This is a genomic window from Bifidobacterium ruminantium DSM 6489 (genome assembly GCF_000770925.1).
Lineage (GTDB): Bacteria > Actinomycetota > Actinomycetes > Actinomycetales > Bifidobacteriaceae > Bifidobacterium > Bifidobacterium ruminantium.
The window spans coordinates 25,965-50,863 of the sequence record NZ_JDTK01000018.1 but is presented as its reverse complement, the minus strand read 5'-3'; the positions used below and the strand labels follow the sequence as shown (position 1 = coordinate 50,863).

Annotated in this window: 16 protein-coding genes and 1 pseudogene; 5 read left to right on the top strand and 12 right to left on the bottom strand. The window is 60.7% G+C overall.

What is annotated here, in order from left to right:
• Positions 1–342: 342 nt before the first annotated feature.
• Positions 343–600 carry a MerR family transcriptional regulator gene (locus tag OU26_RS07470; RefSeq protein ID WP_051592983.1) on the top strand — a complete coding sequence of 86 codons (258 nt, stop codon included), beginning with the start codon at positions 343–345 and terminating at the stop codon, positions 598–600.
• A 147-nt stretch (positions 601–747) separates the two neighbouring features.
• On the opposite strand, the gene glnA is transcribed toward OU26_RS07470, so the two are convergent.
• From glnA to OU26_RS07450, 4 genes are all read right to left on the bottom strand, one after another.
• Positions 748–2,184 (bottom strand): type I glutamate--ammonia ligase, encoded by a 1,437-nt coding sequence (gene glnA / locus OU26_RS07465; RefSeq protein WP_026646939.1) that lies wholly within the window; start codon positions 2,182–2,184, stop codon positions 748–750.
• A 269-nt stretch (positions 2,185–2,453) separates the two neighbouring features.
• The gene (locus OU26_RS07460; RefSeq protein WP_026646940.1) at positions 2,454–3,236 is read right to left on the bottom strand and encodes a DUF4191 domain-containing protein; all 783 of its coding nucleotides are present in this window, start codon (positions 3,234–3,236) and stop codon (positions 2,454–2,456) included.
• Positions 3,237–3,316: 80 nt separating this feature from the next.
• Positions 3,317–4,798 carry a dihydrolipoyl dehydrogenase family protein gene (locus OU26_RS07455; RefSeq protein ID WP_026646941.1) on the bottom strand — a complete coding sequence of 494 codons (1,482 nt, stop codon included), beginning with the start codon at positions 4,796–4,798 and terminating at the stop codon, positions 3,317–3,319.
• Positions 4,799–4,947: 149 nt separating this feature from the next.
• Positions 4,948–5,550: a DUF3043 domain-containing protein gene (locus OU26_RS07450; RefSeq protein ID WP_026646942.1), complete on the bottom strand. Its 603-nt coding sequence runs from the start codon at positions 5,548–5,550 to the stop codon at positions 4,948–4,950.
• A gap of 163 nt (positions 5,551–5,713) precedes the next feature.
• Here OU26_RS07450 and OU26_RS07445 point away from each other — a divergent pair, with 163 nt between their 5' ends.
• Positions 5,714–7,081: a dipeptidase gene (locus OU26_RS07445; RefSeq protein WP_026646943.1), complete on the top strand. Its 1,368-nt coding sequence runs from the start codon at positions 5,714–5,716 to the stop codon at positions 7,079–7,081.
• Between the two features lie 109 nt (positions 7,082–7,190).
• Here the strand turns inward: OU26_RS07445 and OU26_RS07440 are convergent, their stop codons facing one another.
• The 6 genes from OU26_RS07440 to OU26_RS07415 all read right to left on the bottom strand — a co-directional run bounded on the left by OU26_RS07440 (position 7,191) and on the right by OU26_RS07415 (position 17,771).
• The gene (locus OU26_RS07440; RefSeq protein WP_026646944.1) at positions 7,191–8,036 is read right to left on the bottom strand and encodes an energy-coupling factor transporter transmembrane component T family protein; all 846 of its coding nucleotides are present in this window, start codon (positions 8,034–8,036) and stop codon (positions 7,191–7,193) included.
• A gap of 34 nt (positions 8,037–8,070) precedes the next feature.
• Positions 8,071–9,561, bottom strand: a complete 1,491-nt coding sequence (locus OU26_RS07435; RefSeq protein WP_026646945.1) for an ABC transporter ATP-binding protein — start codon at positions 9,559–9,561, stop codon at positions 8,071–8,073.
• Positions 9,562–9,675: 114 nt separating this feature from the next.
• On the bottom strand, positions 9,676–10,290 hold the full coding sequence (locus OU26_RS07430; RefSeq protein WP_026646946.1) for an ECF transporter S component: 615 nt from the start codon (positions 10,288–10,290) through the stop codon (positions 9,676–9,678).
• Between the two features lie 225 nt (positions 10,291–10,515).
• Positions 10,516–11,637, bottom strand: a complete 1,122-nt coding sequence (locus OU26_RS07425) for an Mrp/NBP35 family ATP-binding protein (RefSeq protein WP_026646947.1) — start codon at positions 11,635–11,637, stop codon at positions 10,516–10,518.
• Between the two features lie 65 nt (positions 11,638–11,702).
• Positions 11,703–14,375, bottom strand: a complete 2,673-nt coding sequence (gene ligA / locus OU26_RS07420; RefSeq protein ID WP_026646948.1) for an NAD-dependent DNA ligase LigA — start codon at positions 14,373–14,375, stop codon at positions 11,703–11,705.
• 90 nt (positions 14,376–14,465) lie between these two features.
• Entirely contained in the window at positions 14,466–17,771 is a 3,306-nt protein-coding gene (locus tag OU26_RS07415) for a tetratricopeptide repeat protein (protein WP_026646949.1), read from the bottom strand.
• Positions 17,772–17,875: 104 nt separating this feature from the next.
• Between OU26_RS07415 and OU26_RS07410 the strand changes: the two genes are divergently transcribed.
• The 3 genes and pseudogenes from OU26_RS07410 to OU26_RS07400 all read left to right on the top strand — a co-directional run bounded on the left by OU26_RS07410 (position 17,876) and on the right by OU26_RS07400 (position 22,618).
• Positions 17,876–20,053 (top strand): hypothetical protein, encoded by a 2,178-nt coding sequence (locus OU26_RS07410; RefSeq protein WP_237743740.1) that lies wholly within the window; start codon positions 17,876–17,878, stop codon positions 20,051–20,053.
• Positions 20,054–20,186: 133 nt separating this feature from the next.
• Positions 20,187–21,733, top strand: a pseudogene (locus tag OU26_RS09535) (aryl-sulfate sulfotransferase).
• A gap of 84 nt (positions 21,734–21,817) precedes the next feature.
• Positions 21,818–22,618, top strand: coding sequence for an ATP-binding cassette domain-containing protein (locus OU26_RS07400; RefSeq protein ID WP_026646951.1), 801 nt, complete (start codon positions 21,818–21,820; stop codon positions 22,616–22,618).
• Positions 22,619–22,674: 56 nt separating this feature from the next.
• Here OU26_RS07400 and OU26_RS07395 read toward each other — a convergent pair whose 3' ends face one another.
• Positions 22,675–23,841 (bottom strand): pyridoxal phosphate-dependent aminotransferase, encoded by a 1,167-nt coding sequence (locus OU26_RS07395; protein ID WP_026646952.1) that lies wholly within the window; start codon positions 23,839–23,841, stop codon positions 22,675–22,677.
• 111 nt (positions 23,842–23,952) lie between these two features.
• Positions 23,953–24,720 carry a polyphosphate--glucose phosphotransferase gene (ppgK, locus tag OU26_RS07390; protein WP_026646953.1) on the bottom strand — a complete coding sequence of 256 codons (768 nt, stop codon included), beginning with the start codon at positions 24,718–24,720 and terminating at the stop codon, positions 23,953–23,955.
• Positions 24,721–24,899 lie beyond the last annotated feature (179 nt).

The following is a 24,899-nucleotide window of genomic DNA, read 5'->3' as shown; positions in this document are numbered from 1 at the left end:
GAATCTCATAACGACTTCGATCCTCTGCTGCAGGGTCTCGCTCAGTTCTCCGTAGGAGGCAGCCAACCGCACTTCCTTGGCCAGCTCCGTCATCGAAGCCCTCAGCGCCTTCGCACGTTCACGGGGGTGCCGATCGCCTGCACCGGGCATTCTGGCCGGTCAGAACATCGTGGTGAACGGCCATCTCCTAGCTTGACATCCTCTCCCGCTTGAAGGCGGGGATTCCCGTCGCCGGTCGGACTCCCTGAAGGACTTCCGGCCGGCGGAGCGGGGTCGCAGCGATCCAGCCGGATGCGCCGGAGCCGCAACGCCGTTGAATCCTCGCGACGCATAGCCGCTGCTATGACGGAATCGAAGAAGACACTTGAATCCGAGGGCACTACGGCCAGACCGAAGGAAAAGCCCTACGTGCCCATCGAAAACCGCCCGCTGCTGGGTGTGGATGAAGTGGAGGCTCTTACGGGCGTTCCCGCCAAAATCATCCGGGCCAACGTGCGCAACGGACTGCTGAAGGCGTGCCTGGCGGGCAGCACGACGATGCGCATCCGACGGCGGGATTTGAACGAATGGCTTGACATGTTGCCAGCGTGGCGCGCCTAAAGGAAAACCCCACTCGCGCCCGATTGTGGACGAAGTGGGGTTCTTCAGAACACCATAGGTGCAGCATAGGTGCAGCATAGGTGCAGTGGGCTATTCTGGATACCGCGAAAGCCCTACTGCCGGCTATGTTCCGCCCCTATGCGGCCGTCAGATGTGGAAGTACAGCTCGTACTCCAGCGGGGTCGGAGCCAGACGAGCCTGGTCGATTTCGCCGCGCTTGATGCCGATCCAGGTTTCAATCAGGTCATCAGTGAAGACGTCACCCGCGGTAAGGAAGTCATGATCTTCCTCGAGGGCGTCCATGGCTTCAGCCAGAGAGCTCGGAACCTGCTTGATGCCTGCGTGCTCTTCCGGCGGCAGCTCGTACAGATCCTTGTCGACCGGTGCCGGAGGCTCGATGTGGTTCAGGATGCCGTCCAAGCCAGCCATCAGCTGTGCGGAGAAGGCGAGGAACGGGTTGCAGGACGGATCCGGAGCGCGGAACTCGATACGCTTCGCAGCCGGGGAGGTGCCGGCCAGCGGAATACGGATGGCGGCGGAACGGTTACGAGCGGAGTAGACCAGGTTGACCGGCGCCTCGAAGCCCGGAACCAGACGGTGGTAGGAGTTCAGGGACGGGTTGGTGAAGGCCAGCACAGAAGAGGAGTGCTTAATCAGGCCGCCGATGTACCAGCGGGCGAGGTCAGACAGACCACCGTAGTTCTTCTCGTCATAGAACAGCGGCTTGCCATCCTTCCACAGGGACTGGTGGCAGTGCATGCCGGTGCCGTTGTCGCCTGCGATCGGCTTCGGCATGAAGGTTGCGGCCTTGCCTGCCAGAGCGGCGGTCTCGTGAACGACGTACTTGTACTTCATCAGGTCATCGCCTGCATGCTGCAGGGAGTTGAAGCGGTAGTTGATCTCCTGCTGGCCAGCGCCGGCGACCTCATGGTGGGAACGCTCGAGGATCAGGCCGACCTTCTGCAGGTTGGCGACCATGTCGTCGCGCAGATCCTGGGTGTGGTCGATCGGCGGGACCGGGAAGTAGCCGCGCTTGACGCGATTCTTGAATGCGATGTTCGGAGTGCCGTCGTCTTCGGTGTCGACGCCGGAGTTCCACGGAGCTTCGATAGAGTCGACCTCGTAGAAGGAGCGCTGCATGCTGTTCTCGAAGCGTACCTTGTCGAAGATGAAGAACTCGGCTTCCGGAGCGAAGGAAGCGGTGTCGGCGATGCCGGTGGACTTCAGATAGGCCTCGGCCTTGCCTGCAACCTGACGCGGATCGCGGGAGTACGGTTCGTCGGTCAGCGGGTCGACGATGGAGAAGGCCACGTCGAGGGTCTTGTGCTTGCGGAACGGATCGATGAATGCGGTGGAAACGTCCGGCACCAACTTCATATCGGACTCGTTGATGGCCTGGAAGCCTTCCACGGAGGAACCATCGAACGGCATGCCGTCGGTGAAGGCGTCCTTCAGGAATTCGCTTGCCGGCACGGTGAAGTGCTGCTGAACACCGATCAGATCAGTGAAGCGAACGGAGACATACTCGATGCCTTCCTTGTTGATAAGGGCCTCAGCATCAGCCTTGGTTTCAAGTGCAGTCACGGGACCGCTCCTTTCGAATAAGTAACTTACAGGCTCTTAGTCTAGGAATGTGCGTTTCGCTCACTCGCCATTTGGGTTACGAGAATGTTTCGTAATGACATATTCGAAGTGCGATTTCGCGAAAAATGGGGATTCAAGTGTTACGAACGGTCGCGTCACGCCCTTCAGCGGCGTGTCAATTAATGGACACGTATGGCTTCGAATATAGGAAAAGCTCCAATCGCACGACGCGATTGGAGCTTTTTCAACGGAATAATGCGATTCCACCGTCAGCGGCCGCGCATGGCGCGACGGCTCACGCGCTGCGGATGCATCGGGTCGACGCCCTTCGGCACGCTCATGCCGTTCTTCAGCTGCAAAGTGCGCAGACGCTCGTTAAGCACGGTGAGCTCGGTCTTGGTGAGCACAAAGCGTGTCTTCGGATGGATGGCGGCCATCAGCTTGTTCTTGTGATGGGTAGGCTCATAGCTCTTGAACTTGAGCAGAACCTTGCGCACGTTCTTGAGGCGGGTCTGGTTCTCACCGGTGCCGACATACATGCGATAGACCGGAATATCGGAACCGGCAGTCACGCCCTTGATACGCTGCTCCTGACGATCCATGGCGCGCTTGACGCGGCCGTATTCGCCTTCACCCAGCAGATAGATGCCGTTATAGCCAGTACCGCGCCAAATGGCGTCCTTGGTCTTCGGATCGACCCACACCGGCTCCTGGGGGAAATTGAATCCAGCCTTGCTAATGTTGCCGAGCACACTGATAGCCGCGCCTGGCCGGCCTTCAATCTTGGCGTAACCGACCTTGTCGGCACGCCTGGTGAGCATCATGGTGGCGAACAGCAAACCCAGCATGATGGCGAGAATCATCGAGGTAATCCAGCCAATCACATGCCACTTGAACACGATGCCGAGCACGATGAACACGACGATCGGAGCCACGAACACGCCACCGACCAGCCATGGAAGAGCCTTGTCTTCCGCATGGGTGTACTTGAAGATCTGGATGATCTGCTTAATGGTGCCCTGCTTCTTCTTTTTCTCTTCTTTACCTGCCATCGACTTCCTCACTTGGCTCAACGGTTACACACACTGGACAAGTAGTCTATCAGGAACCATGCCATTAGGTGTGCCATATATCAACGGGTATGCAAAGGCCTGCCGTCCGCCTTGAGCAGAGCCTCGCCAAGCGTCTCGCTGAATGTGGGATGCGGGTGAATCAACCGTGACGCCTCTGCAAGTGGCACCCGATTGCCGACCAACTGCTCGGCCTCCGCGATGAGATCGCTTGCTATCGGACTGACGATATGCACGCCAAGCACAACTCGCCTGCCTGGATCATCGGCGAATTCGCCACTGACAATAGTCATCGATCCACCTTCGCCGCTCATCAGCATGCGCGCATTGGACAGCATCGGATATGCCGTCTCCTCAGGCTCCAGCACATCCCCGCGGGCTTTCGCCTGGTCAAGTGTCAATCCGACGCTCGCGGCCTCCGGGAAGGAGAACACCACTTGGGGCACGGTTTCATCAAGCACCGGTTTCGGATCGAGTCCTGCAATCTTTTCGGCGATGGCGATGCCCTGTTGGAACGCACGATGCGCCAGCGCGTGGCCTGGAGTGATGTCCCCCAAAGCCCACACGCCATCAAGATTCGTATGTCCGAATCCATCGACGACGACATAGCCGTGGTCGTCAAGCGCAAGGCCGCTGGAGCGGAACCAGTCGGCGTCGGTATTGGGCACACGTCCGATGGCGGCAAGCACCACTTCGCCGTAAGCGGTGCGGTCCTCATCGGAATCGCCCTGCCGATAGTGCACAGTGGCCCCTAGGTTCGCGCCAGTGTCGACACGGTCCACCGCGGTGCGTGCGATCACGTTCACTCCCCTGCGTTTCAGCTCACGTGTCAGCGTCATCGAAGCACGGCGTTCCCATGTGGACAGCACGCGGTCCTTACGAATCAGCAGTGTCACTTCGCAACCGGCGGCATTCCACAGCGACGCGAATTCCAATGCCACCGCACCCGCACCGATAATCACCGCGCTGGAAGGCAAGGTATTCAGCTCCAACGCCTGGGTGGAATCGATCAGCGCGCCGGCGAACGGATTTCCAGGCAACGCAAGCGGACGCGATCCGGTTGCCAGCACGACGCCGTCAGCATCGACCGCAAGTTCCGTTTCAACCGGTTCGAACACGCCGGCTTCCACGGACCGCGATACCTGCGTCTCCCCCTCAGCCGGCGTGACACGTACTGTATGCGCGTTCTGCAATGCCGCGCAACCGCGGAATACGGTGACGCCGCGATGCGCCAGCAGGCCCGTCAGCCCTTTCGTCATCGTTTCCACGGTGGAGACGCGGAAATCACGCAATCTGCCGAAATCGATGCTCTGCAGCGTGGCGTTGATGCCCATGCGTTCGGCGTTATGGATGGTTTCGACGCTATGCACGGCGGTCAACAATGCCTTCGATGGGATGCATCCGCGATTGAGGCATGTGCCACCGAGCGTACCGTCACGTTCGATCAACGCCACCGATTTGCCGAGCTCCGCAGCACGCAGTGCCGTAGAGTAACCGCCGGGGCCGGCTCCGATGATAGCGATGTCGAAATGCTGTTGAACCATATTGAATCCCAATTCGTTCCTCATTGATTCGTTTGCACGCACGTGAAGTGAGCTTTTGTTCGATGCGAGCAATCGTTTTCCATGGTAATGGAAAAGCCGTCAGTTGTTCGCTGACGGCTTGAAAAATCACCGGCGGTTCTCGATACCGATCACTCCGGCCAGTGTCCACGCTTCGGGTAACGAGGCTTCGGAAGCCTCCAACGGCGAATCTGGATAGCACGGCTCCACGCATAGGAACCGGAACGCATGCCCTTGGCCACGGACTGCTCACCGAATTTCTCGATGAGCTTCTTCTTGAGCTTGTGCCACATGACCGCCACGTCGATAATCACGGCGAACAAGTAGACATACATGATCAGCATGAGCGGCAACGCCAATGCAGGCCACTTGTAGGTGACGACCATGGATCCGATCAGGATTATGAACGCGACCGGGATGAAGAACTCGCCCAGATTGAAGCGGGCATCGACGTAGTCACGGATGTAGATGCGCCACGGCAGACGTTCCGACTTCGGCATGTGGTTGATGTCGCCACTTTGCATGGCATCGTATTCGGCGTTCTCACGCTCACGCATACGAGCCTTGGCGGCTTTACGGCTTGCCTCGCGATCCTTGGGGACCAATGGACGGAGGTTCTGCGCCTGGGCGTCCTTGCGCTTCGGGGTCGGACGGCCCTTGCCAGAGGTTGGCTTCTCAACCTTCTCCGCAGCGGTCTCTTCGGCCGGCTCTTCCTTCTTGGTAAACAAACTCATGCCTATAGAGCGTAAGGTGACGTATCGACGCCCAACAAAGGTCACGACACCACCCCTGAAACCGGTTGGATGCGCCATGACAGCCGGATACAATGGTCACTCGTTACGGATATTCGACCGCGTCCATGACGCGCACATGTTGCATATAAGGAGTACCAGGATTATGGAAGATTCACGCACCGAGGAGATTCGTGCGCGCGTCGAAGCGGATTTCAGCCGCATCGTCGACGTGCTGAACAAGAAGATAGCATTGCAATCGATTTCCGCGAAAGGCATCACCGCGGATCATATGAGGCGTTCCGCCGAATTCGTTGCGGAGCAGCTGCGTGAGGTCGGCGTTGACGCCAAGGTCGCGCAATCACGCAATCCGGACGGCACGCCGGGCGCATGGGAGGTCATCGGCTCGAAAATCGTCGATGACAACGCGCCGACCGTGCTGTTGTATGCGCATCACGACGTGCAGCCGGTGCCCGATCCGAGCGCGTGGAACACCGATCCGTTCGTCGGCACTGAAATCGGTACGCGGCTGTACGGCCGTGGCTCCGCGGACGACGGCGGCGGAATCGCGATTCATTCCGGCGCGTTGAAGGCATTGGGCGACGAGCTGAAAGTGAACATCAAGGTGTTCATCGAAGGCGAGGAAGAGATGGGCTCGCCGAGTTTCATCCCATTCATCGAAGACCACAGGGACGAATTCGATTCCGATGTAATCATTGTGGCCGATTCGGGCAATTGGTCCGCTGAGATTCCGTCGCTGACCACCTCGCTGCGCGGCAACACCGATATCGACGTGCATGTCAAGGCGCTGGAACATCCGGTGCATTCCGGCCAATATGGAGGTCCGATTCTCGACGCGAACACGCTGGCAGCGATGCTGATCTCCTCCATGTATGACAAAAACGGCGATTTGGCGGTGCCCGGCATCGCCTCCGAAGAACCGGTCGGCGGCCTGCAGCGCGATATGGATGAAGCGACCGTGCGCGCGGATACGGGAACCGTCGAATCGTATCGTTTCGCCGGCACCGGCTCGTTGGCCTCTCGCCTGTGGACCAAGCCGAGCGTCACCGTCATCGGTTTCGACGCGCATCCTGTGAAGGGTTCCTTCAACGTCATCTCCCCCGAGACCACGTTCCGTCTGAGCCTGCGCACCGCGCCAAACCAGCGTCCGGAAGAGGCGCAGGACGCATTGGCCAAGTTCATGGTGGAGCATGCGCCGTTCGGTGCCGAAGTGTGGGTCGACAAGCTCGACAACGGCATGGGCTGGGCCATGGATCCGAATGCTGAGGCCACCAAGGACGCCATGGACGCCATGGAGGAAGCGTTCGGTGTGGCTCCGGTCAACAAGGGCGAAGGTGGTTCCATTCCGTTCATCCCGGAACTGCAACGCATCTTCCCGAAGGCGCAGGTGCTCGTCACCGGCCCGGAGGATCCGAAGGCCAACGCACACAGCCCGAACGAATCCATCAGCCTGCCGGCGCTGAAGAACAACGTCATCACCGAAGCGCTGCTGCTCGACAAGCTCGCCAGATAGGCGCTTGCCGCGGACGGGATTTCTGATCCGCATTGACAAAAAACGCTTCCCGCGTCATCCTCATCAGGACATGCGCGGGAAGCGTTTTTTGCAATCAGCCTTCCAATCGTCAGCTGGATACGTTGCTGAACGCCCAATGCCAGTAGCCCGTGCAATACGCCGTGACCAATGCGATTGCCGGCACTGCGATGCAGATGGCATAGAACAGCCAGTCGACCGCATGCAGTTTCGATTCCCTCGCCTGGCTGCGCGGCGCGTCGGAACCGAATCCGCGGGCCTCCATGGCGGTGGCGAGTTTCGTGCCGCGTCTGATGGAGCCGACGAGCAGGCTGAACGCCTGTGAGAACACGCGTTTGATGGTGCTGCCATCGCCAAGACCGCGCGAACGGCGCGAACGGCCGAGCGCTCGCCAATCGTCCTGCAGCAACGTGAACATGCGCATGCCGGCAAGCCCGCCATATACGAAGCGTTGCGGCAGATGCAGAATCTGCACAAGACCGTCGGCGAGGTCGGTCGGATCAAGTCCCAAAGCCAGAATCACGCCCGGCACCGCGATCGCGGCGACGCGCAGGAACGTGGCCAGAGCCAGATAGAGCGAGCCTTGGGAAATGACGATTATCCCACCAAAGTTGGCCAGTATCTCACCGGAGGTCTTGCCGTACAGCGCCACGGATATGAAGCTGCCCGCCGCCGCTATCCAGACGGGCCAGGTCTTGCGCAGCACCGTCCAAGGGGCCACACCACCGATCCACAGCAGAAGCACTTCCAATCCGAACGCCACGGATGCCGAAACGATGTCCAATGTGAGGAACATCGGAATGCAAAGCAGCAGGGCACCGATGAAACGGCTCACCGGATTGAGCTTCGCCACGAACCATGATGGCGATGCCGGTCTCGCATCCTTGCGGCGGTTCCCGCGGGACACCACGGTGATGGTCTCCACCTGTTCATTCATGGTCTGTACACCGTTGTCGTTGGTCTCTTCCATATCACTCCCCCACGCTGACCAGAATGCGACGCGCGCCCAACGCCGTGATGAGCGGCTCGTCATGGGTGATCACGATTACCGCGCATCCTTGGTCACGTACACCGGCGATAAGCCGAACCATGCTGGTCCATGTGGTGAAATCCTGTCCGAACGTCGGTTCGTCCATGACCAGCACCTTCGGCGCGTCCGCAAGCATGGACGCCACGGACAGCCTTCTTTTTTCGCCGCCTGATAAGGTAAATGGATTCGCCTTGGCGAAACGGGATAGCTGCAGCCGTTCCAACAGAGTGTCCGCGATGGCGTATGCCTCCTCATCGGACTTTCCCATGGTTTTGGGTCCGATGGCCACTTCGTCGCGTACGGTGGCGGCCACAAACTGGTGTTCGGGCTCTTGGAACACCATGCCGACACGGCCCAACAATTCACGGCTTTTCCATGTGATCACATTGTTTTCACGATGGTCGGGCACGAGATTGTCCGCCATGCGCACCTTTCCGGAGATCGGTCTGAGCAGCCCCGCCAAAGTAAGGCCAAGCGTGGATTTTCCCGCTCCGTTCCTACCGGTCAACGCGATTACCTCGCCGGCATGGAATTCCAGATCGACATGCTCGCCAAGGGGAAAACCATAGCCGAAACTCAAATCCTCCGTATGCAGCACAACGTCATGCAATTCATGGTGTTCCGGTCGGGGCGTGTGCATTTCTATGGCGCGTCCGGGAACCCATGCTCCGCCATCGGCAAGTGTCCGCGACATGCGGCCGAACACCTCGTCAGGAGTGCCGTCGGCTATCACTCCGCCGACGAGCGAATCCTCTTCAGGCTTGCCAAGCACGATGACGCGGTCCACCAGGTCGAGCCACACGTCGATGTGATGCTCCACCACCACCAGCGTCTCATGGGTCTGTTCGAACACTCGGCGGACGGCATCGTGCACTTCCCTGACGCCATCCGGATCAAGATTGGCGGTGGGTTCGTCAAGCAGCAGCAGCCCGGGATGCATGGCCAGCACGCCAGCCAGCGCAAGTCGCTGACGTTGGCCACCGGAAAGCCCTCTCGTCGAACGGTCGAACGGCATGTAACCAAGTCCGACGAGGTCGAGGGAGGCCCGTGCGCGTTGCCAGATCTCGCCCTTCGGCAGATTCAGGTTCTCACAGCCGAATGCGGTGTCATCTCCGACCCGTTCGAGAATCGTCTGCGAATCCGGATCCTGAAGCACGAGACCGCAACGGCCACGCGCCTCGCGGGCATCGACGCCGTCGATAAGCAGCTCGCCTTCCCGCTCGCCCTCATCATCGCCGCCAAGCACGCCGGCCATGCCGGACATCAGCGTCGATTTTCCCGTCCCGGAAGCACCGAGCAACAGCACACGCTCCCCCGGCTTGATGTCGAAGTCGACATGTCGCAACGCGAAATCCTTGCGTGAGGCATGCCTCCATCCCCAATCATGCGCGGTCACCCGGGCCGCGGTCATATTCCGAACGTCGGTGGTCATTCATCGCCCTTTCTATTGCCCGCCATGCCGCATTCCCCATCATGGTTCCGCAGCTGCACAAGAAAAATCCCGCGACACCATATCGGCATGCGGGATTCGCTCTTCATCGGCGGGTCAGACCAGTTCCTGCGTGCGGCCGGATTCGAAACGGTCAAGCACGCCGGTCTTGGCGATGGCCACCTGCAGGAGATACATCACCAAGCCCGCGAGAATCGCTCCGGAAATGATGGATGTGCCCAGGTAGATGCTTGCGCGCAGCACGCTCCAAGCCGGATTGGTGAGCCAGTAGTACAGACCGCAACCGATGCCCGCAAGAGCGCCGGAAATGGCGGTGGACAGCGGGTTCCACTTCTTGTATGCGAAGATCGCGAATCCGATTTCGGCGCCAAGGCCCTGCATGATGCCGACGATCAGGGAACCGCCGACGCCCCACTGATTGCCCATGGTGAGTTCGAGCGCCGCTGCAAGGGTCTCTGCGAACAGCGCGGCGCCGGGCTTGCGTACGATGATGGCCGCCAGAGGACCGGCGAACAGCCAGAAGACGTTGAGCAGCCCCTCAAAGCCAGGGGTCACCGCTTCGAAAATAGCCAATGGGGCGGTGCAGACGATGTCCCAGCCCCAGAAGATCACGCCGGATGCGACGGCGATGATGGCGGTCACGACGATATCGACCACGCGCCACTTGTTGCTGTGTTTACGAATTACGGAAGACCGTTCTTGCTCGGTCATGGAAAATGCGCCTCTCTCTTCGATAAGGCACGGGCATTGGGATGACATCCGTGCGCCGGCATTACCCGGTATACGTTCATACGGTCGAAGCGGTTGCTTCTTCTCAGCCATGTAGCCCCCGTGTCTACCCCTAATACTACATGCATCCCGCGATATATACCAGGATTCTCTCGTTTCGTGATTGTTGCCGAGATATGAGCCAGCGGCGATTGCTCTATCAGCCTTCTAGGCCGGCATGCGCATCAGCGATTCGGCAAGACCTTTGAAGGTATCGCCGATACCATCCGTACGCAATGCGCCTTCCTCGGTCAACACGGCCGGACGTCCAGCCTCGCCAGTTTCACGCAATTCAGGCTCCAGCGGAAGCTGCGCGAGCAACGGCACATCATAGCCGAGACTGCGTGTCAGCTGTTCGGACACACGCGCGCCCCCTCCTTCGCCGAAGATGCGCAGCTTCTCGCCCTTGTGCTCGTAATAGCTCATGTTCTCCACGACGCCGCGCACCTTCATCGGCACCTGCAGCGCCACCAGACCGGAACGCACCGCGATGTCGGAAGCGGACGGCTGTGGCGTGGTGACCACCACCAATTCGGCGTTCGGCAAGGCCTGCGCCACGGAAATGGCCATGTCGCCGGTTCCGGGAGCCAGATCAAGCAACAGCACGTCGGGTTCGCCCCACCATACGTCGGACAGGAACTGTTCCAGCGAACGCTGCAGGCGCGGGCCACGCCACAGGATGGCTCTGTCCGCTCCGGCGAACATGCCGATGGAGATCAGTTTCACACCCCATGCGTTGACCGGCATGAGCATGCCGTTCAGGTTCGTAGGCTGCGAATGCACGCCGAACAGCCGTGGCAGTGAGAAGCCGTAGATGTCCGCGTCGATGGCGGCGGTATCGTAGCCAAGCGCCGCAAACGTGGCCGCCAGATTTGCGGTGACGGACGATTTGCCCACGCCGCCTTTGCCGGACGCGATGGCGAAGATGCGGGTTTTGATGCCGGGCTTGTTGAACGGATTCTGTTTGCGCTCCGATTTGAGGCCCGCCACCAGTTGGGTGAGCTTGTCCTGGCTCATGGAGCCGACTTCGATGCTGGGCACCAGTGTGGCGTCGGGATACGAGGCGACCGCCTCATTGATTCGGTCGGTGATGGCTTGCGACAGCGGGCAGCCTTCCACTGTCAGTTCCACCCGCACGCGCACGCCGTACGTGTTATCTCCGCCTGTCATCGGTGTGACATCGATGGCGGCGATCATGCCCAAATCGGTGACGGATTTACCCAATTCGGGATCGATCACCTTGCTCAGTCGTTCATAGATGCGCGCTTCGATGGTGCGCTCGTCGCTCATGTTTCCTCCTTGTGCCGCATACCAGAGTAGCGGTTCGCGGCACGGCATGCCAGATGTTGCGGCGGTTATTCCACAGTTCCCGTGTCGAGCAGTTGTTTGAACTGATCCTCGTTGAGCATGGGAATGCCCAATTCCTCGGCCTTCGTGGCCTTCGATCCAGCGTTTTCGCCGACGACGACCCAATCCGTTTTTTTGCTGACCGATCCCGCGGCCTTGCCGCCACGCAGGATGATGGCCTCCTTGGCGGAATCACGGGAGAAGTCCTCAAGCGAGCCGGTGACCACCACAGTCTTGCCGGCCAAGGTCTGCGGCAGGCCACTGGCCTGAGCCTGCCCCACACCCACTCCGGCGGCCTTCCATGCGTCGAGCACGGCGCCGCGCCAGTCGCCGGGCTGCCGGGCGGCCGCGAACCATTTGACCACGGATTCGGCGATTTCCGGACCGATGCCGTCGATCTGCGACAGTTCATCCTCCGTGGCGTGTTCGATGGCGTCCAACGTTCCGAACGCGCTGGCGATGGTGCGCGCGGTGGGAGGTCCCAGACGGCGGATGGACAGCGCCACCAGCACCCGCCACAGGTCGACGTGCCGGGCCTTGTCCATTTCGTCCAGCATTTTTCTGGTGTTTTCCGCCGGACGGATGTACACGGGCTGTACGCTGGATGCGCCCCCGCGCGTCACCTTCGTTTCCTCACGGACCACTACGGCGTCGTCCGGCACGACGTATTGCGGATACTCCGCGTCCGCGTCGACGTCGGTCTCCTTGCGCTTGCGCGCCGGAGTCGGAGTCGTCCAGAACGCGGGCACCTGATGCCATAGGCCGGATCCGCCCACGCGCTTGCGCACTTTCCTGGTCTTGCCATTCGGCATGGTCGTCTCATGGATCTCGATGATCGGCGCCTCGCGCCACACGCGCACGTCCTTGAGGTCATCGGCCTTCAATGAGAACAATCCGGCCTCGCTGGACAGCACCGGCGTCTGTGGGACGGGCAGCTCAAGGCCCGTTACCGGCTCATACGGTTCTGGCTCCTCGCCGGGCTTCACAAGGATCTCGGTGATGTTCGGCGCATAGGTGTCGATGGAATCCGGACGGTCCTCCTCCGGATTCGTCAACGCGATGGCGGACTGGTCGCCCAGATGCTCGATGTCGAACGCCTTGCGGGATGCCAGGTTGATGATGCGCTCGGTCAGCTGTGCCGGGCAGGATTCCACGTTGGGACAGCGGATGTCCTTGTCCCCTTCCTTGGCGGGGGCAAGTTCGGTGCCGCAGCTCGGACAGTGCGTGGGCATTACGAACCTGCGCAGTCTGTCCTCTCGTCCCTTGCGGCGTTCCAGAACCGGGCCGACGAGTTCGGGAATGACGTCGCCGGCCTTGCGCACCACCACGGTGTCTCCGATGAGCACGCCTTTGCGCTCCACTTCGAATGGGTTGTGCAATGTGGTGCGGGATACGGTGGAGCCGGCCACATACACCGGTTTCAGTATCGCCACCGGCGTCACGCGGCCGGTGCGTCCCACCTGCACGGTGATGTCGAGCAGTTCGGTGTTGACCTCCTCCGGCGGATATTTGTAGGCGATGGCCCAACGCGGTGCGCGCGACGTGGCCCCCAGGGAACGCTGCAGGCCCAGGTCGTCGACTTTCACGACGATGCCGTCGAGCGCGTGCTCGATGTCTCCACGGTGCTCGCCGTAATAGTCGATCATGTCGAGGATTTCCTTGAAAGACGTGACCTCGCGGTTGTGAGGAGAGACCGGAACGCCCCATTTCTTATACAGCTCGTAGGCTTCGGACTGGTCGTTGACCACGTCATGGCCGTCGTCTCCACGTCCCTCGCCCCAACGCAGCGAACCGATGCCGTGCGCATAGAAGCTCAGACGGCGGGTGGCGGTGATGCGCGGATCCTTCTGTCGCAGGCTTCCGGCTGCGGCGTTGCGCGGATTGGCGAACGGCGCGCGGCCGGCATCCTCGTTCTCTGCGTTCAACGTATGGAAATCGTCCCAGCGCATGAACACCTCGCCTCGGATCTCCACGAATTCGGGAATGTCCTCTTTGGGACCGGCGAGATTCTGCGGAATGGTGGATATGGTGCGCACGTTGAGCGTGATGTCCTCGCCGGTCACGCCATCGCCGCGCGTCAATCCCTGTTCAAGCACGCCGTTGCGGTAGATGAGGTTCAGAGCAAGCCCATCGATCTTCACCTCGCAGGTCATGGGCAACGGCTTCGATTCCGGCCAATCCAACCCCTTGAGCACCCCGTCGTACCATTCGCGCAGCTCTTCAAGGGAGAACACGTCATCGAGGCTCATCATGCGGGATGGGTGCCGCACGGAGACGAAGTCATTGGAGAACGTGCCGCCCACGCGGTTGGTCGGCGATTGCGGCGAGTCAAGGGAGGGGAACTGCGTCTCAAGCGATTGCAGGCAACGCAAGCGGGCATCGTACGCGGCATCGGAGGATACGGGGGCATCGTCGATATAGTATGCGATCTGGTCCGATTCCACCCAGGCGGCCACGCGCGCCCATAGTCGTGCGGCCTCTTCGGCGTTCAACGAAGCCACGTCGAGCCTGTCGAGGCGCATGGCGTCGGCGTCGGTCGGCTGCAACGCCGCGATCCACTTCTCGCTGCCGGGAGCGAGGGAGGTCAATCCCTCGTCGGCCACGACCGCCGTGGAGCCGCCGGCGCTTTCCGGAGCGTCGAAATCCCACGCCAGTTGTTCGGAATCATCACGACTCGTCATTGCCACCGCTTTCCGTTCATTGCCGTCACGTCGTATCCGCAGATGACCACGCCGGCATCCATCGTCATGTACATGTTCGATTTGTTGTCGTCAGTTGTTCAGAGAACGCAGGAACTGCATCTGCACCACATCCGTGCCGTCGCGGTCCTCGTAATCCATGCGCATCGCCGCGACCGAGAGGGTGCGAGCCGGCACGAACATGCCCTCGTCCACGCAGACGCGCGCGGCTTTGTGCATCAATGGAGCGACCGACGTATTCGGCCATACGGGCAGGCCCGCGTCGGAAAGCACGTGGATGGCTTCCTGCACGTTCGTCGGCACCGGTATGCACTGCGATTGGGCTCGACCCATCAGTTCCTGCAGCTCGCTCTCCAACATGGGAATTCGTCCGGGGGCGATCTCCTCGCTCATGATGTACGCGGCGGCCGCAATGTCGAAGCGGTCGCACATCCATTCCGCGTAGGCGAGCCGGTAGTAGGCGAACGACGCGTCCTCACGGTCGAGGGCGACGTTCAGCGCGTTGAGGCAGGCCGCGCGCGCCGGATCCCAATCCTCGGCGCGTCCCAGCTGCACGGCGAGCTTGAGATGCGACAGCGGGTAGGCGGGCGCGTAGCGGACCATGGCGTTGAGATGGGGCAGGGCCGCATCGACGCCTTTGACCTGCGCGAGCACGTCCGCGAGCTCCATGTGCATGTAGAACAGGTTGTCGGGGATGAGCACCGTGCGTTCGTCCTTGGTGGCGAACACGCGGTTGTAGATGACGCGTTCCGCGTATGAATTGAAGTAGCGGGGCACGCCGGGGTTCGTCTCGAACGTCTGGTCCATGCGGGTCAGCGCCGTCTGGGCGGTTTCGATGGCCTGGTCGATCTCCCCGGAGAACAGCAGGTCGCGGGCCTTGAGCCTGTCGGCATCAAGCGAGTCGGCAAGCGCGAAGGAGAAGTCTGGGGTATCGTTGCCGTCGATCAGCGCGCTGGTGACTTGTGGGGCCAGCTCTGTCAGTTCGGGGTCGCTGATGGCGTTGATGATGTCCATGGCCTGTTTGGCCTTGTCGACTGATTCGATGCCGTCGCTTTGCGCGAGGCGATGGAACTCCCCTACCGCGCGTTGCAGCAGGTCGGCGCGTTGGATGGATAGTCCCATCATGTCGTCGCACCCGAAGAGCTGCGCGGTGCGGTCGTTGAAACGCAGATCGGAGAGTTCAGGCTCCTCTTGGCTGCCGGCCGGCGAGAACCGACTGTCCCTCAGGTCGAAGGTGGCGTCGATGGGCTTCAGCGCCCCCATGCCGTCCACGTCCATTTCGGCGTCGAACATGCGGTAGGTCTCGGTGGGGTCGGCGAGCCCGTTGTCCCGGATCCGCTTCAGGAATTCGTCTCGGGTGAAGGTGACGGTGACGAGGTTGCGCACGGTCGGGTTTTTGCGCAGCTGCGCCATCGGGTCGTCCTCGTCGGCGGGCAGGCCGTTGGCTTCGTCCGTGTTGGATTCCGAATCGCGCGCGATGCCGTTGCCGTCGCCGGTGGAGCCGTCCGGCACTTCGAATGCCATTTCGTCGAGGTCGATGTCCTTCATCAGGTCTTCGAATCGACTGTCGAGCGTGTCATCCGCGTCCGTATGGTCGGGCGTGCCGGAGTCGTCCGGATCCGTGATGATCTCGCTGGTTCGGGGCAGGGTCGGCCGTGACGGGTCGCCATGAAAGTCGCCGTCTTTAGGATCAGCCTTGGATCCGGCCGTACCCATGTCTCCGGTGCGGATGCGTTCGAAGGCGCTGAGCGCCTCGCTCATCAGCTCGCTGATGGCGGAGTCCTGCTCGGCGACGGCCTCCTCCAGTCCGATTGAGTCGATGTGCACCGATACGTTTTCGACGTTCGGGTCGGCGCCGAAGCTCAACGCGGCCATCATGAGTCCGACGCGCAGGTTGTAGTCGGCGCTCATGCGCGCGCGCTCGGCGACTGTCAGATCCACCCACGCGTGACGCGAGGCGTCATATCGGGTGGATGGCATCATGGACACGCCGGCTGAGGTGAAGCCGATAGCGACTTCGCCGTCATGAAGATCGCATCTGAAGTCGACGTCGAATCGGTATGGCAGGCGCATGCTGCGCAGCAGACGGGACATGGTCTGCCGGTACACCCATTCGGATCCCCCATCCGCGCTGCGGTCGTCTCCAAGCGTGTTGTTCGTGGTCGCTTCCGCGACTTCCCGTCTGAAGTCGCCTGCGATGTCCACAAGGCGGGCGGCCGCCTGGATGCCGTCATCCTGGTTCGGGTCGAGGATCGCACCGAACCGATCGTCCGGTTTCAACGCGATCAGCGCCGGATCCTCCAGTAATGCGAAGTCGATCTGAGCGGCCTGGGCTCGCGTGACCGTGTCTTCCGTGGGCAGGCTTCCGATGCGCGCGTTGCGTTCCAGCCATGAGCTGACCGCTGCGAAACGGTTGAGGTTGCCCTCGATATTGAGCGCGTGGAGCGCCGCGGGGAATGGCAGTGACGAGTCCCATGCGAAGAAGTAGCAGCCGGAGTAGCTGGATGTGTACAGATGCAGTGGCTCGGCGCCGTGCACCGGTTCAAGCCCTTGGACGGCGTCGAGCGCATGCGCCTCGCGCATCAGGTCGGCGAAATAGTCTTCCAGTCCGGAGACGCGCATGCCGTGCGAGCGCGCGCTCATGGTGTCGCGGATGGAACGGCGGATGGCGCCCATGGGGGCTTCGCGGTTGAGGCGGCGGAAGATGTTGCCGGAGCCGAAGCCGATGAGCAGACCGTTCATCTGGGGCAGCATGTATGCGGCGAAGAAGGCGATGGTGATGGCGTCCCGGTATTCGAGGTCGAAGCGCATGTCGGCGGACAGGTTGGCGCGCATCTGTTCAAGCGTGTAGCGGTTGCCTGTTTTGAGCCATGAGGCGAGCCACATCATGCGGCCGCCCGGCATGCGTCCCACGACGCCGCCTTGTATGGCGCGAACCGTTTTCGGCTTGTCTTTGACCGGATGGCCGAGTCTGGGGCCGTCGGCCAGTGTGAGCGTCTCCTCTTTGACGAAGACGAGACGCGGTTCGAGCTCCTGCGTGTCCATGTCCGGATCCGTGCCGGCGAAGACGCGCGCCTTGCCGTCGGCCAGCGCGATCTGTGCGAAGTGGTCGTTGTCGGTGAAAAGTCCGATGGAGAATGCGTGGCCGTGGGTTTGCGGCAGTTGTGCCCATCCGAGGCGTAGGTTTCCCGGTACGTCGTTGAATCCGTCGATGATGTGTCGTTTGACGAGCGGGTTGAGACGGATGGCGTTGCGGGTGAGTTCGCCAACGATGTCGTCGGGTTTGCCGAGCGCCTTGCCGAAGGGGTTGGCGTGGCCGTGTTCCGTTTTGGTCTGGTCGATGATGTGGCGCACACCTTGCCTGACGCGTTCGAGCATGGTTCGGTTGCGTTCCGGTTGGTTTGCCGGGGCAGATGGTGTGTGGTGAGACATGTGTGCCATTCTTTCAATCCGACGCGACATAAAGCCATTAGAATAATGACGTGACTTTTTCGAAGCAGCGTTTTCAGGCTCGTCGTCGTATGTGCGTGGTCATTGTAGTCGCTTTTGCGGTGATGGTGGTGGTCGAGTGCGTGTTGTGCAATATGCCGTTTTGGCGGTCGGTGGCCGCGTCGGGTGATTCCTCGGCTGCGTATAACGTGTTGGGTCCCGGTCTGGAGCGGACCGATGAGGGGCTGCTGAGGGTTGTCGATCCGACGCAGGCGTATATGCAGGTCGATGCGGATGGCTCGTCGGAGTATGTGCGTGTTGTTCCTGTTTCATCGGAGGCGTTGACCAAGGCTGTGGATGGGGGCGCGCATGTGTTGTCCACGGTCCGTGTGCGCCCTGATGTGAATCGGCTTGCCGGTCGGGTCGGGTCGGTGTCGTTGCCCTCTTCTCGTTCGGAGTATGTGCGCGCTGCCGCTTCCGGGGGGACGGTGTGCGTGCGGATTCTCGAGCCGGAGGGTTCGGTGGTTCCGTTCGAGGCGGTGCATGCGAACGTGCGCGTGCCGTTTTCGTTGAGTCCTTTGCGGATTGGCCTGATGGTGGCGTTGTTGGCGCTGGTGTTGGCTTGGCGTCCCGGTTCCGGATTGTGGCGGGTGCCGTTGGATACGTCGAGCGTGCGGCAGCGTGTGTGGCTGGGCGTGTTGCTTGCGGTGCCTTCGGCGGCCACTTTGGCGGTGGTGGTATGGCAGTTGGTGGCGGCCGCCCCGTTGAGTTTCCATGCGGATGGCATGTACACGTATGATTTCGACCAGTATGATCATGTGGCCCGGGCGCTACTTGACGGCCATACATGGTTGGATTTGGATACGCCGGATGCGTTGCGTGACGCTGCGAATCCTTATGATGTGGGCACGCGTCAGCGGCTGCTGGATCAGGGTGTGGGTCCGGTGTATTGGGATTACGCGTTCTATCGGGGGCACTGGTATTCGTATTTCGGCGTGGTGCCGGCGTTGTTGCTGTTCTTGCCGTATCGTGCGGTGACGTCGTTGTTCGTCGACGGCGGGTTGATGATGCCGTCGGGTGCTGCGGTTCCGTTGCTGATGTTGGGTTTTCTGGTGTTCGGCTGTCTGTTGGTGATCCGTATGGCGGATAGGATTCGTCCCGGCATGCCGGTGGCCGCGGTCAGTATGCTGTGCGTGTTCATGCTGTTGGCGTCCAATGGCGTATACCTGTGGTATAGGACGAACTTCTATTCGGTGCCCATCGCGGCTTCCCTGTTTTTGAGCGCTCTGGGCTTGTGGCTGTGGATGGGTGCCGTGAAGCGTGTTCCCGTTGCGGCGGATGGGGGCAACGGCGATGATGTCGCGCGGTCGTTGTCGCTTCCCCGTCTGGCTGCCGGTTCGGTGTGCATCGCGGCGAATCTGGGATGCCGTCCGCAGTTCATTGTGGTGGCGTTGCTGGCGTTGGTGATCTTCCGTCCGCAGATCGGTAAGATCCTCCGTCATGCCGTCGGCGCGAAACGGATGTCATTCGGCTCGGCATGGCGTTTGCTTCGCGCTCCGTTGGCGGCCGTGGTGCCGGCGTTGGCCGTGATCGTTCCTTTGCTGGCATACAATGCGGCCCGTTTCGGCTCGCCTTTCGATTTCGGCTCATCCTATCAGCTAACGGTCACGGACATGACCAACTACCATCAGTCGTTGTCGAATCTCGTGCTGACCGTTGTCTACTACCTGTTCCTGCCGTTGCGTTTCACGGACGCATTCCCCTTCCTTGCGGTCAGTCCGGCGCCGTTGCCGTCCTGGGAGTTCACCGAGGCGATGCCGGGAGGTCTGTTCGCGATCGCGCCGCTGGCTTTGGCCGCTGTCGCGGTTCCGTTCCTGCGTCGACGGGCGCGCGGCGCGGAGGGGCGCGGCGTGTGGGCACTGTCGGTTTCCTGTCTGGTGTTGGGGCTGCTGCTTGTCGTTCTCGACTCGCGTATGGCGGGCTTGGGATGGCGTTACATCACCGATTTCGGATGGTTGTTCGCTTTGGCCGCATTGCCCGCGCTGTCCTGCATACTGGACGTCGCACGGCCGCGTCTGCGCTGGCTGGCCAGAGCCGGGTTCCTCGCGTTGCTGCTGTTCATGATCGTCATCACACTGCTATCGCTGTTCATGCCTGGACGCGATGATGAGCTACTGCGCAACAATCCCGGCCTATTCCTGGATGTGCAGTCATGGTTTTCGATGCTGTGATGTTTTTTTCGGCAAAAATTCAGGTTTCTTTAGGTTTCCTTGCAATCTTTTTCCCGGGTTGCTTTGAGTTTCACCGACAATGGTGTCAAATGTCATTGTTTTGCTCTGAGATGAATCCTAGAAGTTGCCGACCATGAAGCCGATCCCGTCGCCACGCAGCCATCCGCGTCTTTTCCGTTGGATGGCGATCCTTCTCGCCACCGTGGTGTCCTTGGGTGTCTGCTTCGCAAGCTACGGCAACGTCGAAAGCCACCAAAGACAGCATCTTCACGGCCGAGAACCCGTACGACACCAACACCACGTCGCTGGTGGTCTACTTCACCACCGATGACGCGGTCTCCGTCTCCTATACCGTGCACGCAGACGGATACGCGGATTTCACACGCGACGCATAGCAGGAATCGCAATACAGCAAAACCCACGAATTCCAACTGCTCGGCCTCGTTCCCGACGTCACCAACACGATCACACTGACTCTCACCGACGCCAAGGGCAGCACGCGCACAAAGACCATCACACACGAAGGCCCCTCGAAACTCGGCGACGAGGAAGTTCAACTCGAACGCACCGTCACCGCCGATGACGGCGAGAATCTCGGCGACAGCCTGTACGCAATCCTCGGCAATGATTCCGATGAACAGGATTTCATGTTCTACTACGACACGAACGGCGTGCTGCGCGGCGAGATTCCCGTCCTCTACTACCGTTCGCACCGTCTGCTGTTCGATGACGACGGTCTGATGTGGTTCTCCGCGTCCACCCATCACATGGTGGGCATGAACCGGCTTGGCAAACTCGAGAAGATCCTCGACCTGGGATCCAACTACATCCTCCACCATGATTACGCGATGGACGATGACGGCAACATCGTGCTGCTCGCCACCGAACTCAGCCGCAGCGACAACGCCGTACAGGACCAAGTCATCAAACTGGACACCACGACCGGCAGCGTGACGCGACTGCTTGACTTCGGCGAAATGCTCGCCGATTACAAGGCATCCACCACGCATGCGGGCACCGACGAATCCGACTCCACCGCCAAGAACCGCTGGGACTGGCTGCACTGCAACACCATCCAGCTGCTGGACGACGGATCCGCGCTGTTCTCCGCCCGCGAAACATCCACCATCATCAAAATCGACGACCTGGAAGGCGTGCCGACATTGGATTACATGATCGGAGAGCCATCCGTATGGAACGGCACAAAGGAAGTCTCCACATTCCTCGACAAGGACGGCGACTTCCCCGACACCGGCGGACAGCACTCCATCACCTACGTCGCCGACGATTCCCTGCCGGACGGCCAGTATTACCTATACATTGTTCGACAACAACTACGGCACCGCACTGACCCGCCCCGATTTCGACTGATCGGTCATCGACGGCATCTCCACGGAATTCTCCTCCGACACCGCGCGCTCGCAATACCGCAGGTATCTGGTGGACGAGAACGCCGGCACCTACACGGAGGTCTCCTCGTTCGACGTGCCGTATTCCCCGTATGTCTCCTCCGCGCAGGAGCTTGACAACGGCAACATCCTCATCGATTCGGGCATGCAGGGACTGTTTGGACAGTATTCGCCGGATGGCAGCCTGGTCGCGCAATACAGGATGACGCTCAGCTCGAGCTACATCTACCGCGTCTACTCGTACGATTTCTCCGGATTCTATTTCGCCTGACCTCACCCTTCCGTCCAGCCAGTCTGGCGGAAGCTTCCACGGTTCCGTGAGAGGATTCGCATAGGGTCCATTACAATCGGCGGTATGGGTTTCTTCGATTCGCTGTTCGCCGGCAAGCGTTCCGCACCGGCCTCATCCGTCACGTTCCATCTTGATTCCGCCGCGCACACCTATGAGGATGGCGCCGTGGGACTGGAGGCCACCACGCTGGACATCACACCCGAATGCAGGCGCGTGGCGGTGATTGGTCTGAACGGCGCGGGCAAAACCACGCTGCTGAAACTGCTCGATGGAGCGCTGACCGCCACATCCGGAACAGTCCGTATCGAAGCGGACGGCGTCTCCTACGACCCGTCGGTGAAACGGGATCTGAAACACGTCGAGGACATGGTCGGCCGCGTACGCCGCGAGGAACTGCCGAACACGTACTACCAGGCCGCCTCCATCCGCGAAGCGGTCGAGCTGCCGCTCAAGAAGCACAAGATGCCGGAAAGCGAACGCCAGGCGATCATCGGCAATCTGTTCGCGCATTTCGATTTGGCCGCGGTATCTCGCGAGCCGGCTTCCGCGTTGGATGGGGAGAAAAGGCATCTGCTGGCGATCGCGGCCGCGTTGAGTTTCTCCCCCGCCGTGCTCGTCGCCGACGAGCCGACCAAGGGATTGGACGAAGTGTCGTCCACCCGCGTGGCGAAGGCGCTGTTCAGCTACGACAAGCAGGTTGTGTTCGCAACGCATGACACGAATCTGATCGTCCGCCCGGAATATGCGATCGACCGCACACTTGTCGTCGACGATCACAAGGTTGTGTTCGATGGTACGCCACGTGATGCGGTGGATTGCTATACGGATCTGGTCCGCTCGAAATACGAGGCGCTCAAGGCGTGAGCACGGGTCGGAGTGCCTGACTCACACGGTTCGGACAACCCGGATCGTCGGCCATTTCAGCCGATGAGTTCGTCGACGGTATCGACCACCACCCGCACATTGCGGCGGAAATCGTCCGGCTCAGGCAGCAGTGATATAGCCAGATAGCCATTGGAGGTCATGTCGAAGAAATAGCCGGGCTGTCCGGAGACGCCGTGGCGTTCGATCATACGCAGTACCAGCTCGTTCTCGTCGATCACGCTCGGCACGCGCAGCAGCACATTCCATCCTCCTTCTGCGCGCAGTACGCTGACGAGCCCCTGCCCGTCGGAGTCGAGCATGTCGTGCAACGCGGCGAGATTGCCGCGGACACGTTCCCGCACGCGTTCGGTCTGCGTGGGTGCGGCCTGCAGCAGCTCGGGAATTCGTTTGGCCACAATTTCGCTCATGGGCAGGTAATCGTCGGCGATCACGTCGAGACGGCGCTTGGCTTCCGCCACTTCCTCGGCCGGACCGGATACCTGGATCCAGCCGACTTTGGCGTGCGGCGCGGCAAGCATCTTCGAGAAGCCGTCCAATGCGAACGTGAGCGCTCCGGTCTCCCCCGCGAGACGCGCGTTGCCATCGAACGGTTCCAGATCGTAATCGTAGAACACCTCGTCGGCGATGATGGCCACGTCATGCTCCCTGCACAAGCCGACGATTGCCTCTCGTTCCGACGGTTTGACGTACGAACCCGTCGGATTGTTGGGATTGATGAGCACCAAAGCCCGTATACGGCCGCCATCCGCGCCTTCCAACGCGGCTTTCAGCTCCGCCACGTCGATGTACCAGGAGCCGTCGAACCGCTGCTGGTATTCGATCATGTCGACGCATTCGAGACGTGCGATCGATTCGATGAGCGGATAGCCGGGTTTCGGTGCGAGCACGGCGTCGCCGGCGTCGCACAGCAGTTTGATAAGCCACGAGTAGGCTTCGGAAGTTGAACTGAGGATGTACAGGTCGTCCGGCGAGCAATGGCCGATTCCCTGCATGTCAAGGAACGCGGCCAGCGCCTCACGCGCGTAGCGTTGGCCGCGCGGGTCGGCGGAGTAGATGTCCGGCACAAGATCCGGAGCCAGCGCGTGCCGTGTCGGATTGGAGTCGTTGAGCTTGCCGAGCGGTCTGCCGGCTGTTTTGGCGGTGGCTTCCGCCTTGGCGATGGGATTGGGCTCACTGATGTCGACTCTTGAGGAAAAACGCATGCTCTCCACCCTACTCCAGGGACTGCCGTCTTCCATCTGCGGCACATGGAACAACGAAAAAGGCCGTCCGACGAATCGGACGGCCTTGTGACAACCTAATCGGTCAACACATCACTTCTGCTTGGTGCTCGCGTAGTATGCGGCGCCGATGATGCCGGCCTCGTTGTGCAGCTTGGCCGCAACAATCGGGGTCTTGATGTCGATGTACGGCAGGAACTTCTCGGATACGCGGGACACGCCGCCACCGACGACGAACAGCTGCGGATCCAGATAGAACTCCATGAGGGAGTAATACTTGGTCAGGCGCTTCGCCCACTTCTTGTAGCCCATGTCGAGCTTCTCGCGGATCGAAGATGCAGCATACTTCTCGGCGTCGCCCTTGCCCTTGAGGAGTTCCAGATGGCCGAGCTCGGTGTTCGGGATGAGCTGTCCGTTGAAAATCAGCGCGGTGCCGATGCCGGTACCCAGCGTGGTGGCGATGACGAGGCCATCCTGGCCCTTCGCCGCGCCGAACTGCTGCTCGGCAAGACCGGCGGCGTCAGCGTCGTTCACCACGGTAACGGGACGGCCACAGGCTTCAGAGAACACTTCGGTGACGTCCACGCCGACCCAGGACTGGTCCAGGTTGGCCATATAGCCGAGCTTTTCGCCCACATGGATCGGAGCCGGGAACGCGATGCCGACCGGAGCGGATTCGGGAACCTCGAAGTGTTCGAGCTGCTGGCGCACAATCTCGCCGACGGCCTTCGGAGTGGAAACCTCTGGGGTGAGGATCTTCAGACGCGGTTCGGCGAATTCGCCCTTCTCGAGATTGACCGGAGCGGCCTTAATACCGGAGCCGCCAATGTCAACGCCGAACGCCTGTGCAGTTTCAATCATCTTTGACCTCTCTTCAAGGTAGTTAGTTGGGTGTATTCGAACCGGCAGATGCCATGGTAACTCGCAATATAGCCAAAAAACGCGCACGACATGCATAATCGGTGAGAGCGATTGCATAAACTGCGATGCTTAACTTAGTGAACATCGCAATAGTACGTTTTGCAAACGAATTCGTCCCG

What these genes read in the sequence shown, in the direction of transcription:
- OU26_RS07430 (WP_026646946.1), bottom strand. Translation starts at nt 10,290, where the DNA reads ATGACCGAGCAAGAACGGTCTTCCGTAATTCGTAAACACAGCAACAAG.
- OU26_RS07460 (WP_026646940.1), bottom strand. Translation starts at nt 3,236, where the DNA reads ATGGCAGGTAAAGAAGAGAAAAAGAAGAAGCAGGGCACCATTAAGCAG.
- OU26_RS07415 (WP_026646949.1), bottom strand. Translation starts at nt 17,771, where the DNA reads ATGCTCGAACGCGTCAGGCAAGGTGTGCGCCACATCATCGACCAGACC.
- OU26_RS07440 (WP_026646944.1), bottom strand. Translation starts at nt 8,036, where the DNA reads ATGAATGAACAGGTGGAGACCATCACCGTGGTGTCCCGCGGGAACCGC.
- OU26_RS07425 (WP_026646947.1), bottom strand. Translation starts at nt 11,637, where the DNA reads ATGAGCGACGAGCGCACCATCGAAGCGCGCATCTATGAACGACTGAGC.
- ligA (WP_026646948.1), bottom strand. Translation starts at nt 14,375, where the DNA reads ATGACGAGTCGTGATGATTCCGAACAACTGGCGTGGGATTTCGACGCT.
- ppgK (WP_026646953.1), bottom strand. Translation starts at nt 24,720, where the DNA reads ATGATTGAAACTGCACAGGCGTTCGGCGTTGACATTGGCGGCTCCGGT.
- OU26_RS07470 (WP_051592983.1), top strand. Translation starts at nt 343, where the DNA reads ATGACGGAATCGAAGAAGACACTTGAATCCGAGGGCACTACGGCCAGA.
- OU26_RS07450 (WP_026646942.1), bottom strand. Translation starts at nt 5,550, where the DNA reads ATGAGTTTGTTTACCAAGAAGGAAGAGCCGGCCGAAGAGACCGCTGCG.
- OU26_RS07445 (WP_026646943.1), top strand. Translation starts at nt 5,714, where the DNA reads ATGGAAGATTCACGCACCGAGGAGATTCGTGCGCGCGTCGAAGCGGAT.
- OU26_RS07455 (WP_026646941.1), bottom strand. Translation starts at nt 4,798, where the DNA reads ATGGTTCAACAGCATTTCGACATCGCTATCATCGGAGCCGGCCCCGGC.
- OU26_RS07400 (WP_026646951.1), top strand. Translation starts at nt 21,818, where the DNA reads ATGGGTTTCTTCGATTCGCTGTTCGCCGGCAAGCGTTCCGCACCGGCC.
- OU26_RS07435 (WP_026646945.1), bottom strand. Translation starts at nt 9,561, where the DNA reads ATGACCACCGACGTTCGGAATATGACCGCGGCCCGGGTGACCGCGCAT.
- OU26_RS07395 (WP_026646952.1), bottom strand. Translation starts at nt 23,841, where the DNA reads ATGCGTTTTTCCTCAAGAGTCGACATCAGTGAGCCCAATCCCATCGCC.